The following is a 14,593-nucleotide window of genomic DNA, read 5'->3' on the forward strand; positions in this document are numbered from 1 at the left end:
TCTGTCCAGCCATGAAGTGCCTGCTCGCCATGCTCCCGGTGACGATTGCCGGTATCGTCAACCGCAGACGAAACAGCGGGTCGCCGTGCAAGGCGGCGCGCGTCACGACCTGTGGCGAGATGGCCGCCATGGTTGCGCACGAACTGGGGCAGCCGCTTGCTGCAATCGGCGCAGAAAGCGCCGCGGCGCTGAACTGGCTGGGCAGGGATTCGCCCGACATCGGCAACACGTTGTCGTGTCTGCAGCGTATTACGGCCGAATGCCAGCGCGCCGCCGAGATCATCCGGCACCTGCGCGCGCTGACCATGCGCACGCCGCCGCACGTCACGCCGCTCTTCATCAACGACGTCGTCGAAGACGTCGTCCCGCTCGTGCGGCGCGAACTCCTGAATCACGACGTTACGCTCAAGACAAAGCTCGATCCCGACTTGGGCCCGGCCCTGGGCGACCGTATTCAGCTTGCGCAGGTGATCGTGAATCTCGTGATGAACGGCATTCAGGCAATGGATCGAGCGGCCGGTCCCGCACGCGAGCTTGTCATCGAATCGCGCTGCGACCATCGCGGCCACGTCGTCGCCGTGCGCGATTCGGGATCAGGCATCCACGCCGAAAACGCCGAGAGGCTTTTCGAGCCGTTCTTTACGACGAAGCCCGACGGCCTGGGCCTGGGGTTGTCGATCTGCCGAACCATCATTCAATCGCTGGGGGGCGAAATTTCGATGAAGAACAATGACGGGCCTGGCGCCACCGTGGAATTCAGCGTGCCCGCGGCAAACGCCATGCCTTGCGAGTTCGACAGACGGAGCACGGCATGACGGGAACGCCAGGCGGCGCGAACGAGCCGACCGTCTTCGTGATAGACGACGACAGCGCGATGCGTCAGGCCGTCGAATCGCTGCTCGACTCGGTGGGTTTGAACGTGAAGCTGTTCGCCACGGCGCAAGCGTTCCTCGCGCTCGAGTTGCCCGACGCACCAGGCTGCGTCGTGCTCGACGTTCGGCTCAGGGGGCAAAGCGGACTGGCGGTGCAGCGGCAGATTGCGCACAGACTGCGCCTTCCCGTAATCCTGATGACGGCGCATGGCGACATTGCCATGTCGGTTGAGGCCATGAAGGCGGGAGCCATCGACTTCCTGACGAAACCGTTCCGGGCTCAGGACATGATCGATGCGGTCACCCGCGCGCTGGAGACCGACCGCAAGCGGCGCGCCGCCGAACGGTCCGCGGCCATCCTGCGTGCATGCTACGAACTGCTGACGCCGCGGGAGCGCACCATCATGACGATGGTGGCGAACGGCTTGCTGAACAGGCAGATCGCAGACGAATTGAATCTGAGCGAGATCACGGTGAAACTGCATCGCGGCCAGGCGATGAGGAAAATGAAGTCGCCGTCGCTCGCCGATTTCGTGCTGAAGGCCGACGCGCTGGGCCTCGTCGATCGCGAGAGGCGGCAGGCGGAGAATGGTTGAAGGCGCGGTTGAATGTGCGACTGAATACGCGCCAACGAGCGAGTCTCGCTGAAGGCAACCGCCATCATGCGACAAGCAGATTCAACTGCTCCGAACCTTCGCCGCCGCAGCGGCTTCCCCCGGCTGATTGATGCCCAGTGCCTCTGCCTTGCGTACGAAGTCGGCCAATGAACGCGATTCCATCTTCCTCATGGCCTGGCCGCGGTGAATCTTCACGGTGATTTCGCTCAGGTTCATTTCAGCTGCAATCTGCTTGTTCATCAGACCGCTCGCCACAAAGGCCATCACTTCGCGTTCGCGTGCCGACAACGTCGCGTAACGGCGACGAAGCTCTGCAAGCGACCGGTGCTCGCTTCTCCACTGCTCGTCCCGCGCAAGCGCAGCGGTCACGGCGTCCAGCATGTCCTGCTCGCGAAACGGCTTGGCGAGAAAATCCATTGCGCCCGCCTTCATCGCCTTCACCGACATCGCGATGTCGCCATACGCGGTCATGAAAATGACCGGCAGATGCAGGTCCGCAGCCGCGATCTGCTCCTGAACCGCGAGACCGCTCTGGCCTTTCAGGCGCACGTCGAGAATGAGGCAGCTCGGCACGTCCGGTTTGTCGAACGCGAGAAATTCCTGCGCCGACGCAAACGCCTCCACGCGCAATCCCACCGACCGAAGCAGCATGTCGACCGCCGTTCGCATCGACTCGTCGTCGTCGACGACATAGACGATGGATTGCCCGGCTGGATCTTCCGCGTCAGTGCTCATGACACATTTCCTCGTCGAGTGGCAACACGAACTGCATGACCGCACCCGGATGCTCGCGGAACTCGGCCCAGATACGGCCGCCATGGGCTTCCACGATGGACCGGCAAATCGAGAGTCCCATGCCCATGCCGTCCTCTTTCGTCGTGAAGAACGCGCTGAAGAGCCGATCGAAATCCGCCTCGCGAATTCCCGTGCCGGTGTCTTCCACGACCACTTGTGCGTGGCGGTGGTCGAATGTACGCGTGCGGATCAGCAGGCGGCGCGCGCCGGGCTTGACGCCCGACATCGCCTGCACCGCGTTCAGCATGAGATTGACGACCACCTGCTGCAACTGCACGCGGTCGCCGCGTACGCGCTGGGGTGAGCCCGAATAGTCGGTTTCGACGTCGATCTTCTGGCTCTCCAGCTCGCGCCGAACGAGGTCGAGCGATTCTCTCACAACCATATTCAGATCGAGCACCGCCTCGTCCGGCGCGCGTTTGCGCGCCATACCGCGGATGCGGCGAATCACGTCGGTCGAGCGCTTCGCGTCGCGAATCATCTGCTCGATGGATTGCCGCGCTTCCGCCACATCGGGCTGCGGGCGGTCGAGCCAGCGCAACGCCGCGTCGCCCGCCGTCACGATGGCTGCAAGCGGCTGCGTCACTTCGTGCGCAATCGAGGCGGCCAGTTCGCCCAGCATCGTCACCCGCGTGGCATGCGCAAGCTCGGCCATCGAACGTTCGAGCGCGTCCTGCGCGACCACACGCTCGGTAATGTCCATCAGCGCGCCGACATATTCGGCTTCGGCCTGCTGAGCCACCAGATGCGCGACATAGTGGACGTGCTTCACACGGGCATCGGGCATCAGCAGACGAAACTGGATATCGACGTACGGCTCGCCCGTCATCACGCGGTGCTGCGCCTCGCCCACGGCGGCCGCGTCGTCGGGATGAACGCGCGCCACGATCTGGTCGATGCCGGGCGCCACGTCAACGGGGAGTTCGACAATCCGGTACGTTTCTTCCGACCACCACATGGCCCCGTCGGCGAGACGCGTGGCAATGCTGCCCGTGTGGCTGAGACGCTGCGCGTCCGAGAGAAAGGCCTCGCTGCGCCGCAGCGCGTGCTCCACCTGCTTGCGGTCCGTGATGTCGTTGTTGGTGGCCAGAATGGCGATGGGCTGGCCGCGCAGGTCGCGCCACAGCGCCCATCGGCTGGAGATCATCACGATCTCGCCGTCTTTGCGCACGCGCTGCACCTCGCCATGCCATGCCCCGGAGCGCAGTACTTCGCGGCGAATGTCTTCGAGCGAGCTGGTGGCGTGCGTTTGCGTCAGTTCGTGAATGGGCTGGCCGATGGCCTGCGCGGCCGTCCAGCCGTAGAGTTTTTCCGCGCCCTGATTCCAGAACGTGATCCGGTCGTTCATGTCGTACACGACGATGGCATCGTGCGTGAGATCGAGCAGTTCGAGCCGTTCGCGCAGGATCGCCGTATTGGCCTGATCGCGCAGCGCGAGCATTGCCGTTATCACGATGGCGAGCACGCTGACCGCGCAGCGCGCCACCGCGCCGCCCGAATAGTGTTCGTCGTGCGACAGCGCAAACGCGATCAGCGTCAGCGCCACGCAGCCGTATGCAACGGCGGCGGTGGTCCGGCGCGATCCGGCGGAGGCCACCAGCAGCACGACGACTACGTACAGCACAGCAATCGCGATATCGAGCGACGTGAACGCGTCGATCGTAAAAACGGTCAGCGCAACAGCGCCCGCAACGGCATACGGCAAGCCCGCGTTCTCCCGCCAGAGTCTGGTCGATCCTGGATTCAACGCCATCGCCATCCGGCGGCATGCCGCCCCGAGAAAGAGAAAAACGGCGCGCCGGCGCGTTTAACGAGCCGCATTCGCGCCACCGGCCTTCACCGTTTCCAGATGACGCGAAACCTCGGCGGCATCGACAGGCTTGCTCAGCACGCACAGCGCGCCGATGTCGAGGGCTTGCCGGCGCACGAGGTCCGACGCGAAGGCCGAAATGAAAATGACAGGCAACCGGACGCCGCTGTCGAGAAGACGCCGATACATCTCCAGCCCCGAAATGCCCGGCATCTGCACGTCGGAGATGATGCAGGTCACGCCGTCCACCTCGTCGCTCGCGAGGAACTGCTCGGCGGATGCGTAGAGCCTCGCGCCCCAGCCGAGCGAGCGCACGAGGCTCGATGTCGCGACGCGCACCGACTCGTCGTCGTCGATAATCGAAACGATCAGATTCATGTGCAAACGACGGGTCCTCGGCCGAAATGACACTGTGAGCGGGCGGGACTGCCCGCTACGTCGAACGGATCTTAATGAAAACGCCCGGCCGCGAAAATCATATGTAGGTATAGGAGCGGTTGCATCGCGGAAAAAGTCGTCGCCGGCCGGTTCGCGAATGCAAGCGCCTTTGCTCTGCCGCCCGTCAAGCCTCGATGAACGCGAGCAGGTCGGCGTTCACCTGGTCGGCGTGCGTCGTGCACATACCGTGCGGCGCGCCCGGATAGACCTTCAGACGGCCATCGGGAACGATCTCGACCGAAAGCCGGCCGGAATCGTCGATCGGAACGATCTGGTCGTCGTCGCCCTGCAAAACGAGCGTGGCTACGTTCATCTTCTTCAGGTCGTCGGTGAAGTCGGTTTCCGAGAATGCCTTGATGCAGTCGTACGCGCCCTTGATCGAGCATTGCATGCCCGCGTACCAGAACGCATCCACCGTGCCCTGCGACGGGCTCGCGCCTGCCCGGTTGAAGCCGTAGAACGGCGTGGCCAGATCTTTGAAGAATTGCGAGCGGTTTTGCATGACGTTCTTGCGAATGTCGTCGAAGACGGATAGCGGCAAGCCGCCGGGATTGGCGGGCGTCTTCAGCATGAGCGGCGGAACGGCTGCGATCAGCACCGCCTTCGCGACGCGGCCCGTGCCGTGCCGGCCGATGTAGCGGGCCACCTCGCCGCCGCCCGTGGAGTGCCCGACCAGCACCGCGTCCTTCAGATCGAGGCAGTCGATCAATTCGGCCAGGTCGTCGGCGTAACGGTTCATCTCGTTGCCCGCCCACGGCTGGCTGGAGCGCCCGTGGCCGCGGCGGTCGTGCGCGATCACCCGATAACCGCGCGCGGCGAGATACATCATCTGCGCATCCCACGCGTCGGCGTTCAGCGGCCAGCCGTGCGAGAACACGACGGGGCGCCCGCTGCCCCAGTCTTTGTAGAAGAGTTCCGCGCCGTCCTTCAATACAAGCGTTGCCATCGTTCATGCTCCCGGTCGATGCCGCTTTCGCAGCGCTGCACGAGGCAGGCCGCAAACGGCGATTCGCGCGACGCCCGTCCCGCTCGTGTCTTGCAGGCAGCCTGGTCGCGCACCGGCATCAGTATCGAAGCGCACAGGCGCAAACCTTTTCAATCCGAACCGGCGTTTTCTGTTCTGCACGGTCACAGCGCCCAGTCTTCGCTGCTTCGTGGCACCTGCCGCCGGCCGCCGTGCGAATTGTCTGCACGGCGGGCGAATTCGAAAGCCGCGCGGCGCGTGAGCCGTCAAGATCGGCTCACGATTTTGCCGCTCGGCCCTTGCTGCTCATCTCTTACCGCGACGTCGGCGCCCCACGAAATGATCGTCAGAAACCATGAAAACTGGCTTCGTATGCTTTTCGTCTGGAAGGGCTCAGTCCTTCGCACGATCATTCCGCAGCTCGCCCTGCTGCTGCTCGTCGCGTTGTTCGCGCTCTTCAGCAACGGCACGATCTTTGGCGAAAAAATCCTGCCCGACACCACGCCGTTTACGCTGATCGGGCTGACGCTTGCGATCTTTCTCGCGTTTCGCAACAACGCGAGCTACCAATGCTACGTGGAGGCGCGGGCGCTGTGGGGCCAGGCACTCGTCGCATCGCGTGCATTCGCGTCGCACCTGCTGTGCTTCGCGCCCGCCGTCTCCCACGAAGACAGGATCGAACTCGTGAAGCGCATCATCGCGTTCTCGCATGCGCTGAAGTCGCAGTTGCGCCCCGTGCCCGTCGAGGGCGGGCAACGCGCGGACTCGCTGCCGGTGGCTACCACCGCCACGACGAAGGCCTACCCCGCCGCGGAGATACTCCACGAGATGCGCGGTCGCATTGCCGCGCTCGCGACGACCAACGACGTGCGCGACACGTCGCTATACGTCTGGAACCAGCACATCGACGAGCTGCACGCCGTGGCGGGCGGATGCGAACGCATCGCGTCGACGCCCATGCCGTTTCCGTACGCCGTGCTTGTTCATCGCACGGTCTACACATACTGCCTGCTGCTGCCATTCGGGCTCGTCAATTCCGTCGGCATCTTTACGCCGCTCATGTCGGTGTTTCTTTCGTACACGCTGCTCGCGCTGGAAGCCATCGCGGCGGAGATGTCCCAGCCGTTCGGCACAACGCAGAACAGCCTTGCGCTCGACTCGATCGTCCGGCACATCGAGCGAACACTGCTCGAAATGTGCGGCGCGCCCCTACCGCCTCCCCTTCCCACCCGCGACGGCTATGAGCTGACCTGACCGCCGCCGCGCCCTGCATGGCGGGCACCCCGCGCGCCCCGTCATCCATATTCATCGAAAGGAGTCTCACCATGTCAGACGCCACACATGCCACGCACGCCACTCACGCCGCCGACACGCGATTGCCCGCCGGCTTCGACGAGCGCGCCATCGGCGAAATCTCCGATGCACTGAACCCGCTGCTCGCCGACGTGTTCGCGCTCTATCTGAAAACGAAGAACTTTCACTGGCACATGCTGGGTTCGCATTTTCGCGACTACCACCTGATGCTCGACGAGCAAGGCGCACAGATCTTCGCCATTGCCGACGACATCGCCGAGCGCGTGCGCAAGATTGGCGGCACGACGCTGCGTTCGATCGGCGACGTGGCGCGACGTCAGCGCATCGCCGACAACGACGCGACCCACCTGAGCCCCGAAGCAATGCTTAGCGAGCTGCGCCACGACAACCTCCAGCTTGCCGCCTTCATGCTGGCCGCACATGAAGTGTGCGAACGCCACCGGGATGTCGCGACGGCGAGCCTGATCGAGAACTGGATCGACGAGGCGCAGCGGCGCGCCTGGTTTCTCGCCGAAGCAAGCCGCTAACGCAAGCAGCCAACTTTCGAACGCTCGTCCCACGCCGGCATGCACCGGCGGCTTCGGCGGCCCTGCGGCGCCGGCAGACGGGTTGGCGATTCGTGTCGCACGGAGTGTTACCCATGAAGCCGATCGCCGTGAGATCCGTGAAGCCGTTTCGCCTGATCGCGCTGGCAGCGGTGACCGCGGGCGTGACCCATGTCGTCGGGTTGCCCGCGTTCGTCGACGCGGTCATGTCCGTCGGCGCCGACATGCAGCTGCCGCTGGAACGCATGGCAAGCGACGCCCCGGACGCGCTGGAAACGCTAAACGCACCGCAAGCCGCACATGCTGCGCGTCGTCAGGGAACGCCCGCGTCCGCGGCGAATGCGACGCGATTGACCGACTCGAAGAACGCGCTGCGCCCGCGCGCGGCGCCTCGCCCGTTCGGTCTCGCTCCGGGCTACCGGCAGTCGATTACCGACTCGAAACACTGGACCTGAGCGACGCCATGGCTGCGCGCAACGCCTCTCACAGCGGTAGCGGCAACGGCAACGCTAAACCCAGCGTGCGAATTCAAAACGCGCACGGCGATGCCTCAATCCCATCCGGCGCCGATCAGCGAGGATCGAGTCGAACGGAACAAGGAATCTGACATGGCCCGCAAGAAAGTCGTACGGATCTACAGCGAACCCGCCGGCGGATGGGGCGCGCTCAAGGCGACGGGCGAGGCGCTCGCGGTGCAGGGCATCGCCGTGTCCGGTGCAAAGACGCTGCTGCACATGAACCAGCCTGAAGGATTCGACTGCCCCGGCTGCGCGTGGCCCGACCCCAAACACTCGTCGTCGTTCGAGTTTTGCGAGAACGGCGCCAAGGCCGTGGCCTGGGAAGCCACGGCGAAGCGTTGCACGCCGGCATTTTTCGCCGCGCACAGCGTGGCGGAACTCGAAACCTGGGACGACTACGATCTCGAAATGGCCGGGCGCCTCACGCACCCGATGGTCTACGACAGAGCCTCGGACCGCTACGTGCCCATCGAATGGGACGCCGCCTACGCGCTGATCGGCAAGCACCTGAATGCGCTCGACCACCCCGATCAGGCCGACTTCTACACCTCTGGGCGCGCCTCCAACGAAGCCGCATTCCTTTATCAGCTCTTCGTGCGCGAGTTCGGCACGAACAATTTTCCCGACTGCTCGAACATGTGCCACGAGGCGACGAGCGTGGGACTGCCGCAATCCATCGGCGTCGGCAAGGGCACCGTGCTGCTCGAAGACTTCGAGCACGCGGACGCCATCTTCATCTTCGGGCAAAACCCCGGCACGAACAGCCCGCGCATGATGAGCGATCTGCACGCGGCTTCGCGCCGGGGCGCGAAGATCGTCTCGTTCAATCCGTTTCGCGAGCGCGCGCTCGAACGCTTCGCCGCACCGCAAGACCCGTTCGAAATGGCGACGCTCGGCTCCACGCCGATCAGCACGTTCCTGTACCAGGTGCGGGTGGGCGGCGACGTCGCCGTGCTCAAGGGCATGATGAAGGCGATCGTGGAAGCGGACGATGCCGCACTCGCCGCAAGCGCACCACGCATTCTCGACACCACGTTCATCGCCGGGCATACGGCGGGCATCGACGCGTTACTCGCAGACCTGCGCGCCACGCCGTGGGACGCGATAGAACGCTGCTCCGGGCTCTCGCAAGCCGACATCACGAACGCCGCGCAGGTCTACATGAATGCGCAAAACGCGATTCTGGTCTACGGCATGGGGCTCACGCAACATCGGCGCGGTACGGAGAACGTGCAGCAGATCGCGAATCTCGCGCTGTTGCGCGGCAATGTGGGCCGCCAGGGCGCGGGCATCTGCCCTGTTCGCGGACACTCGAACGTGCAGGGCAACCGCACGGTCGGCATCACCGAAAAGCCCTCGCCGGCGCTGATCGACGGCATCGAACGCGCCTTCGGCTTTCGTGCGCCCGCCGCGCACGGCCACGACGTGCTGGCCTCCATCGACTCGATGATGAGCGGCTACGCGCGCGTCTTCATTGCGCTCGGCGGCAACTTCGCGGCGGCCGTGCCCGACTGGATCCGCGTGCAGGCCGCGATGCGGCGACTCGACCTCACCGTGCATGTGGCGACCAAGCTCAACCGCAGCCATCTCGTGCACGGCTGGCAAGCGCTCATCCTGCCGTGCCTTGGCCGCACCGAAATCGACGTGCAGGCTGAAGGGCCGCAATCCATCACCGTGGAAGATTCGATGTCGATGGTCCACGCGTCGGCGGGCCGCAACGCGCCGGCTTCGGACCATCTTCGCAGCGAACCCGCCATCGTTGCCGGCATCGCGCGCGCGACGCTGGGCCACGCGTCGCGCGTGCCCTGGGAGCAACTGGTTGCGAACTATGATCGCATTCGCGACGCCATCGAAACCGTGTTTCCGATCTTCCAGGCCTACAACGAACGCATTCGCGTGCCGGGCGGCTTCCATCTGGCTTCCACGGCGCGCGAACGCGTGTGGGCCACGCCGAGCGGCCGCGCGAACTTTCTCGTGTTCAGCGGTCTGGACGAAGACCTACATCACGACGACCCCGACGCGCTACGCCTCACGACCATGCGCAGCCACGACCAGTACAACACGACGCTCTACTCGCACTCGGACCGCTATCGCGGCGTGTTCGGGCAGCGCGACGTGGTGTTCATGAATCCGCGCGAATTGAGCCGGCGCAACCTGCACCCGGGCGAGCGCGTCGATATCGTGGCGCTTTCGGACGACGGCATCGAGCGCATCGTGCGCGGCTTCAAGGTGATCGAATACTCGCTGCCCGACGGCTGCTGCGGCGCCTACTACCCGGAAGTGAACCCGCTCGTGCCGCTCGACGCCTTCGATCCGCAGAGCCGCACGCCGTCGTACAAGTCGGTGCCGGTCAAGGTGATTCGCGCCGCCGCCGTGGGGCCCGACTCCGCTGCGTTCGCCGTGGCGTTCAACGCCGGGGAGCACGGCCATGCTCAGTGATGTCGTCGGCCTCTCGCGTGCGCAGTTCGCCCTGACCGCGATCTTCCACATTCTGTGGCCCATCCTCACCATCAGCCTCTCCGCGTTTCTGCTGCTGGTCGAAGCGCTGTGGGTTCGCACCGGCGACGCGCTCTACTACCGCCATGCGCGCTTCTGGAGCCGGCTGCTCGTGCTCAACTTCGCCGTGGGCGTGGTGAGCGGCATTCCCATGGAGTTCCAGTTCGGCACCAACTGGGCCGGGTTCGCGCAATTCAGCGGCTCGTTCTTCGGCAACATCCTGGGCTTCGAAGGCGCGATGGCGTTCATGCTCGAAGCGGGATTCGTCGGCGTGATGATGCTCGGCTGGAACCGCGTGTCGCCCAGGGTTCATCTGTTCGCCACGTCGATGGTCGCGCTGGGCTCCACGCTCTCCGCGTTCTGGATCATGGTGGCCAACTCGTGGATGCAAACCCCGGCCGGCGTGACGGTGGTGAACGGCAAACTGATGGTGACAGACTACGTGGCCGCCATCTTCAATCCGGACATGGTGTGGGGCGTTTCGCACATGTGGGCAGCCGCCATCGAAACGGGCATGGTGGTGATTGCCGGTATCTCTGCCTGGCAGTTGCTGCGCCGCCGGCAGCCCGCGTTTTTTGCGCGTTCGTTCAAGCTTGCTCTCGCGATGCTCGTTGTGGTCGCGCCGCTGCAGATCTGGCTGGGCGACTCCAGCGGCGTCAGCGTATTCGCGACGCAGCCCGCGAAAGGCGCCGCCATCGAAGGCCACTGGACCACCAACGCGCCCGGCACCGGCGCCCCGTGGTCGCTGCTGGCCTGGCCCGATCAACCGCAACAGCGCAACGACTGGTCGATCGAGATCCCGGGGCTGTTGAGCGTCATCGGCACGCATTCGCTGCACGGGCAGGTGAAAGGTCTCGCCGACTTCCCGCGCGCCGACCAGCCGCCGATGATCCCGCTCATCTATTACGCCTTCCGCGCCATGGCCGGCATCGGCTTCGTGCTGGCGCTGCTCGCGGTGTGGACGATGTACGCCCTGTACCACGCGCGAGGCGACCTGGCCCGGCTGCTCGCGCGGCGCAGGCTGTTGACGGCATGGGTGCTCTGCATTCCGCTGCCCTACGTCGCCGTGGAAGCCGGCTGGATCGTGCGCGAGGTGGGGCGGCAACCGTGGGTGATCTACGGGCTGCTGCGCACGAGCGACGCCGCATCGGCGGTGCCGCCTGCCTCGGTGACGGGAAGCCTCGCGATGTTCGCCGCGTTCTACGCGGTGCTGCTCGTCACGTTCTTCGCGCTCGCGCGTCGCTGGTTGAAGAGCGGCCCGGACCTCGCCGCTCCGCTGCCCCGTCCCTTCGCCATCCGCGAGCAGGCCACGACCGCGGACTATTGACCTCTTTGCGCGCCCCCGCGGGCGAAATGCCGATGAACACTTCCGCTCATTCCATGCTGGCCTTCACGTGGTTCGCCCTGATCGGCCTGATGCTCGTTTTCTACGTAGTGACCGACGGCTTCGATCTGGGCGTGGGCATGCTCACGTTGCTCAAAAGCGGCCGCGCCGAGCGCGACGTGATGGTCGAGTCGATCGGCCATGTGTGGGACGCGAACGAGACCTGGCTCGTCGTGGTGGGAGGCGCCCTGTTCGGCGCCTTTCCGGCCGCCTACGCGCTGCTGATGCAGAGCCTCTACGTGCCCGTGATGACGATGATCGCCGGACTCATCATGCGCGGCGCGGCCATCGAGTTTCGTCACGGCGGCCGGCATGGGCCGGCGTGGGATGCCGTGTTCGGCGTGGGCAGCCTGGTGGCCGCGCTCTCGCAGGGCATCGTGCTGGGCCGCATCGTCACGGGGCTCGCGCCCGGCGCGTTCGGCGTGGCGTTTTCCGTCGTCGCGGCAATCGGCGTGGTGACGGGTTATACGTTGCTCGGTGCAACTTACCTCGCGAAGAAAACGGTGGGCGCACTCGAACAGTGGGCGCGGCGCATTGCGTTGCTGAGCGCCGTGCTGACCGTTGCCGCCGCGGCCCTGCTGACGGCGGCCACGTGGGCCGGCAGCGCAGCAGGACGCGAACGGTGGCTCGAGCCCGGCGTGTTTCCGCTGCTTGCCGTGCTGGCCGCGTGCGCGGCGCTTTCGTTCGCGTGGCTCGTCGGGTCGCTCTATCTGGGCAGCGTGCGCGGACCGTTTCGCGCCGCCATCGTGCTGTTCGTCGCCTCGTTCACGGGTCTTGCCGTCAGCCTCTATCCCGACTTCGTGCCGGGCAGGCTGGGCATCCTTCAAGCCTCATCCGACACGGCCACGCTCGTGTTCATGCTGATCGGCATCGGCTTCGTGTTTCCGGTGATGATCGGCTACAACCTCTATCAGTACTCGGTCTTCCGCGGCAAGGTAATGGGTACAGCGCGAGCGGGCGAGTGACCCGCCCGGCTTTCGCGCGATGACCGTTCACCCTGCGTCCACTTCGCACAGCACCGAGGCAAGAATCATTGCGCCGTCGTTGAGCGGCTTGGGGCGGCTGCGCCGCGGATGGTAGACGAGGTCGCCACGCCGGATCGCGCGCCCGCTCATGGCGCAGATGCCGCTTCTGCGTGCGCGTGCCACGTGCCACAGCTGGTCGCCGTACGAGCAGTGCGTCGCATCGCGCCACGCGATGGTCACGGTGGTCGAAGTGGGACGCTCGATCACGCTCAGCGAGACCGAGCGGCGCATCGCACTGCCCGGTTGCGCAGGCGCGGATGACGTCCCCGCGGATGCTGCTGCGGAACCGGCCATGCGCGCGGCCTGCGCCTCGCGTCCACGCGCCGCAGGCCGGGTGTCGCCGCCACACAGTTGGGAAAGCAGGCCGAGTGTCTGCGTCCACGGGTCTACGGTGGTCATGTTCGTCGCGAAGTCCATTGCTGTCCTCGTTGTGTCGATAGATTGGATCGTTCAGACGCGCCGCGCGCCGAACGTGTCGTCGCTCTCGGTGCGCGTCGCCCAGTTGGCGTCGTGTGCGCGCAAGCCGCAGCACGGCATCCGCACTTCCGGAAAGGGACCGGCCGCGAGCCACGCATGCCTGGCCGGCAAAGCACTGCCGGCGGCACGAAAAAAAGCCTCGCTGATCGCGAGGAACATGGGGATCTGCTCATCGATCGACATGGGCCTTCATCCTCCAGCAGTAAGGGGTTTCGCCGACAAAGCGTTTGAACACCGTCGTGAAATGCGCCTGCGAGCGAAAGCCGCAGCTAAGCGCGACATCGAGTACGCCGTGGCGCGTTTCGAGCAGCAACTGCTGCGCGTGCTCGATACGCCGCCGCATCAGATATTCGTGCGGCCGCAAGCCGGTTGCGCGACGAAACTGCGCCGCGAAATGCATGCGCGTGAGGCCCGCGCTCTGCGCCATGTCGGCGAGGCCAATGGAATCGGCCAGGTGTGCGTCGATGTATTCGACGGTGCGGCGCATGCGCCACGGCGGCAGCGCCGCTGCGCCCCGCGTATCGCGTGCGTCGCGCCCGTCGGCTGCGAAGTGCCGCGCGACGATGCGCGACACGATCGCAAGGCTCACGCTGTCGGCGAAGACCTTGCCGAGCGTGGCGTCCTGCGTATGCGAGACGGCAAGCGCCTGGCCCAGCCGTTCGAGCGCGGGGTCGCGCACGAGGCGCGGGTCGTCGATCACGATATCGCCCGCATACGGATGACCGAACAGGTCCTCGTAGCATTCCGCGAACACCGCTTGCGACGCGAACAGATGCAGCACGTCGCTCGGCGCGTCGAAGGCCGCGCGGCACGCCACGCCGGGCGCCGTGATCTGCGCGGCCCCGGCCGTCACGCGCCCTTGCACGAGCGTGCGCCCGGCATGCGAGAACGTCAGCGTGGTGCACTTCAGGTTGATGCCGATGCAATGCCAGCGCGGACTACCGTTGTTGACCACTTCGAGCGGTTGCGCCGCGTTGCGGGTCCAGCGCGAGAGCGCGATGTGGGCATCACAGGCAGCGGCGCCGGGATCGCGCCACGCATGCTCGGCACTGATCGGACTGGACACCGGCCGCGAGCCGGCAAGCGCCACGGCATCGGAGGCCGAGGCGGCGGATTCGGAAAGTTTCGGTGACAAGAGAATCATGGCTGGCTACCTGGGATCGTGAAGCATTGCGCGCGGGGTCTGCGGCGCGGTGAACACAAGGTATCGAAACGCGGTGCGCCCAACCAGCCGTACAAAGGCGTTGTCCGAAGCCATGAAAGGGTGGCTCAGGCCCGCCGATGGTTTGATCGCGTCATATGAAGGTTTAGTCGGGCACTGCAGCGTCGTGCATAGAG

Annotated in this window: 15 protein-coding genes; 8 read left to right on the top strand and 7 right to left on the bottom strand. The window is 65.4% G+C overall.

Features of this window, described 5'->3' with window-relative positions:
• Nucleotides 1-11 precede the first annotated feature (11 nt).
• Nucleotides 12-815 (top strand): sensor histidine kinase, encoded by an 804-nt coding sequence (locus PKKP23_RS04990; protein ID WP_126876019.1) that lies wholly within the window; start codon nucleotides 12-14, stop codon nucleotides 813-815.
• Nucleotides 812-1,468, top strand: a complete 657-nt coding sequence (locus PKKP23_RS04995; protein ID WP_126876020.1) for a response regulator transcription factor — start codon at nucleotides 812-814, stop codon at nucleotides 1,466-1,468. The genes PKKP23_RS04990 and PKKP23_RS04995 overlap by 4 nt, the downstream gene beginning before the upstream one ends.
• An 81-nt stretch (nucleotides 1,469-1,549) precedes the next feature.
• Here PKKP23_RS04995 and PKKP23_RS05000 read toward each other — a convergent pair whose 3' ends face one another.
• The 4 genes from PKKP23_RS05000 to PKKP23_RS05015 all read right to left on the bottom strand — a co-directional run bounded on the left by PKKP23_RS05000 (nucleotide 1,550) and on the right by PKKP23_RS05015 (nucleotide 5,478).
• Nucleotides 1,550-2,224, bottom strand: a complete 675-nt coding sequence (locus tag PKKP23_RS05000; RefSeq protein ID WP_126876021.1) for a response regulator transcription factor — start codon at nucleotides 2,222-2,224, stop codon at nucleotides 1,550-1,552.
• Nucleotides 2,214-4,037: a PAS domain-containing sensor histidine kinase gene (locus tag PKKP23_RS05005; RefSeq protein ID WP_176048871.1), complete on the bottom strand. Its 1,824-nt coding sequence runs from the start codon at nucleotides 4,035-4,037 to the stop codon at nucleotides 2,214-2,216. Before PKKP23_RS05005 ends, PKKP23_RS05000 begins: the two co-directional genes overlap by 11 nt.
• Nucleotides 4,038-4,091: 54 nt before the next feature.
• On the bottom strand, nucleotides 4,092-4,472 hold the full coding sequence (locus PKKP23_RS05010; RefSeq protein WP_413214079.1) for a response regulator transcription factor: 381 nt from the start codon (nucleotides 4,470-4,472) through the stop codon (nucleotides 4,092-4,094).
• Between the two features lie 184 nt (nucleotides 4,473-4,656).
• Entirely contained in the window at nucleotides 4,657-5,478 is an 822-nt protein-coding gene (locus tag PKKP23_RS05015) for an alpha/beta fold hydrolase (RefSeq protein ID WP_126876023.1), read from the bottom strand.
• Nucleotides 5,479-5,835: 357 nt separating this feature from the next.
• On the opposite strand from PKKP23_RS05015, the gene PKKP23_RS05020 reads away from it, so the two are divergent.
• The 6 genes from PKKP23_RS05020 to PKKP23_RS05045 all read left to right on the top strand — a co-directional run bounded on the left by PKKP23_RS05020 (nucleotide 5,836) and on the right by PKKP23_RS05045 (nucleotide 12,718).
• The gene (locus tag PKKP23_RS05020) at nucleotides 5,836-6,750 is read left to right on the top strand and encodes a bestrophin family protein (RefSeq protein ID WP_126876024.1); all 915 of its coding nucleotides are present in this window, start codon (nucleotides 5,836-5,838) and stop codon (nucleotides 6,748-6,750) included.
• Nucleotides 6,751-6,821: 71 nt separating this feature from the next.
• A complete protein-coding gene (locus tag PKKP23_RS05025; RefSeq protein ID WP_126876025.1) occupies nucleotides 6,822-7,337 on the top strand; it encodes a Dps family protein in 516 nt (171 codons plus the stop codon).
• A 113-nt stretch (nucleotides 7,338-7,450) separates the two neighbouring features.
• Complete coding sequence (locus PKKP23_RS05030; protein WP_126876026.1) at nucleotides 7,451-7,810, top strand: hypothetical protein; 360 nt, start codon at nucleotides 7,451-7,453, stop codon at nucleotides 7,808-7,810.
• A gap of 153 nt (nucleotides 7,811-7,963) precedes the next feature.
• A complete protein-coding gene (locus tag PKKP23_RS05035) occupies nucleotides 7,964-10,312 on the top strand; it encodes an FdhF/YdeP family oxidoreductase (protein WP_126876027.1) in 2,349 nt (782 codons plus the stop codon).
• Entirely contained in the window at nucleotides 10,302-11,696 is a 1,395-nt protein-coding gene (locus tag PKKP23_RS05040; RefSeq protein WP_126876028.1) for a cytochrome ubiquinol oxidase subunit I, read from the top strand. Before PKKP23_RS05035 ends, PKKP23_RS05040 begins: the two co-directional genes overlap by 11 nt.
• 32 nt (nucleotides 11,697-11,728) lie before the next feature.
• The gene (locus PKKP23_RS05045) at nucleotides 11,729-12,718 is read left to right on the top strand and encodes a cytochrome d ubiquinol oxidase subunit II (protein WP_126876029.1); all 990 of its coding nucleotides are present in this window, start codon (nucleotides 11,729-11,731) and stop codon (nucleotides 12,716-12,718) included.
• Nucleotides 12,719-12,745: 27 nt separating this feature from the next.
• Here PKKP23_RS05045 and PKKP23_RS05050 read toward each other — a convergent pair whose 3' ends face one another.
• From PKKP23_RS05050 to PKKP23_RS05060, 3 genes are read right to left on the bottom strand one after another with little or no spacing between them, the layout of a single operon-like run.
• A complete protein-coding gene (locus PKKP23_RS05050) occupies nucleotides 12,746-13,195 on the bottom strand; it encodes a DUF3331 domain-containing protein (protein WP_126876030.1) in 450 nt (149 codons plus the stop codon).
• A gap of 33 nt (nucleotides 13,196-13,228) precedes the next feature.
• Nucleotides 13,229-13,414, bottom strand: a complete 186-nt coding sequence (locus tag PKKP23_RS05055) for a hypothetical protein (protein WP_126876031.1) — start codon at nucleotides 13,412-13,414, stop codon at nucleotides 13,229-13,231.
• A 10-nt stretch (nucleotides 13,415-13,424) separates the two neighbouring features.
• Entirely contained in the window at nucleotides 13,425-14,399 is a 975-nt protein-coding gene (locus tag PKKP23_RS05060) for a helix-turn-helix domain-containing protein (protein ID WP_126876032.1), read from the bottom strand.
• Nucleotides 14,400-14,593 lie beyond the last annotated feature (194 nt).

Source organism: Paraburkholderia kururiensis JCM 10599 = LMG 19447 (assembly GCF_003986935.1).
In the GTDB taxonomy this organism is placed as follows: Bacteria; Pseudomonadota; Gammaproteobacteria; order Burkholderiales; family Burkholderiaceae; genus Paraburkholderia; species Paraburkholderia kururiensis.

Coding starts and splice junctions, on each gene's coding strand:
- PKKP23_RS05015 (WP_126876023.1), bottom strand. CDS start 5,478: ATGGCAACGCTTGTATTGAAGGACGGCGCGGAACTCTTCTACAAAGAC.
- PKKP23_RS05000 (WP_126876021.1), bottom strand. CDS start 2,224: ATGAGCACTGACGCGGAAGATCCAGCCGGGCAATCCATCGTCTATGTC.
- PKKP23_RS05040 (WP_126876028.1), top strand. CDS start 10,302: ATGCTCAGTGATGTCGTCGGCCTCTCGCGTGCGCAGTTCGCCCTGACC.
- PKKP23_RS04995 (WP_126876020.1), top strand. CDS start 812: ATGACGGGAACGCCAGGCGGCGCGAACGAGCCGACCGTCTTCGTGATA.
- PKKP23_RS05020 (WP_126876024.1), top strand. CDS start 5,836: ATGATCGTCAGAAACCATGAAAACTGGCTTCGTATGCTTTTCGTCTGG.
- PKKP23_RS05025 (WP_126876025.1), top strand. CDS start 6,822: ATGTCAGACGCCACACATGCCACGCACGCCACTCACGCCGCCGACACG.
- PKKP23_RS05005 (WP_176048871.1), bottom strand. CDS start 4,037: ATGGCGTTGAATCCAGGATCGACCAGACTCTGGCGGGAGAACGCGGGC.
- PKKP23_RS05055 (WP_126876031.1), bottom strand. CDS start 13,414: ATGTTCCTCGCGATCAGCGAGGCTTTTTTTCGTGCCGCCGGCAGTGCT.
- PKKP23_RS05030 (WP_126876026.1), top strand. CDS start 7,451: ATGAAGCCGATCGCCGTGAGATCCGTGAAGCCGTTTCGCCTGATCGCG.
- PKKP23_RS05050 (WP_126876030.1), bottom strand. CDS start 13,195: ATGGACTTCGCGACGAACATGACCACCGTAGACCCGTGGACGCAGACA.
- PKKP23_RS05035 (WP_126876027.1), top strand. CDS start 7,964: ATGGCCCGCAAGAAAGTCGTACGGATCTACAGCGAACCCGCCGGCGGA.
- PKKP23_RS04990 (WP_126876019.1), top strand. CDS start 12: ATGAAGTGCCTGCTCGCCATGCTCCCGGTGACGATTGCCGGTATCGTC.
- PKKP23_RS05045 (WP_126876029.1), top strand. CDS start 11,729: ATGAACACTTCCGCTCATTCCATGCTGGCCTTCACGTGGTTCGCCCTG.
- PKKP23_RS05010 (WP_413214079.1), bottom strand. CDS start 4,472: ATGAATCTGATCGTTTCGATTATCGACGACGACGAGTCGGTGCGCGTC.
- PKKP23_RS05060 (WP_126876032.1), bottom strand. CDS start 14,399: ATGATTCTCTTGTCACCGAAACTTTCCGAATCCGCCGCCTCGGCCTCC.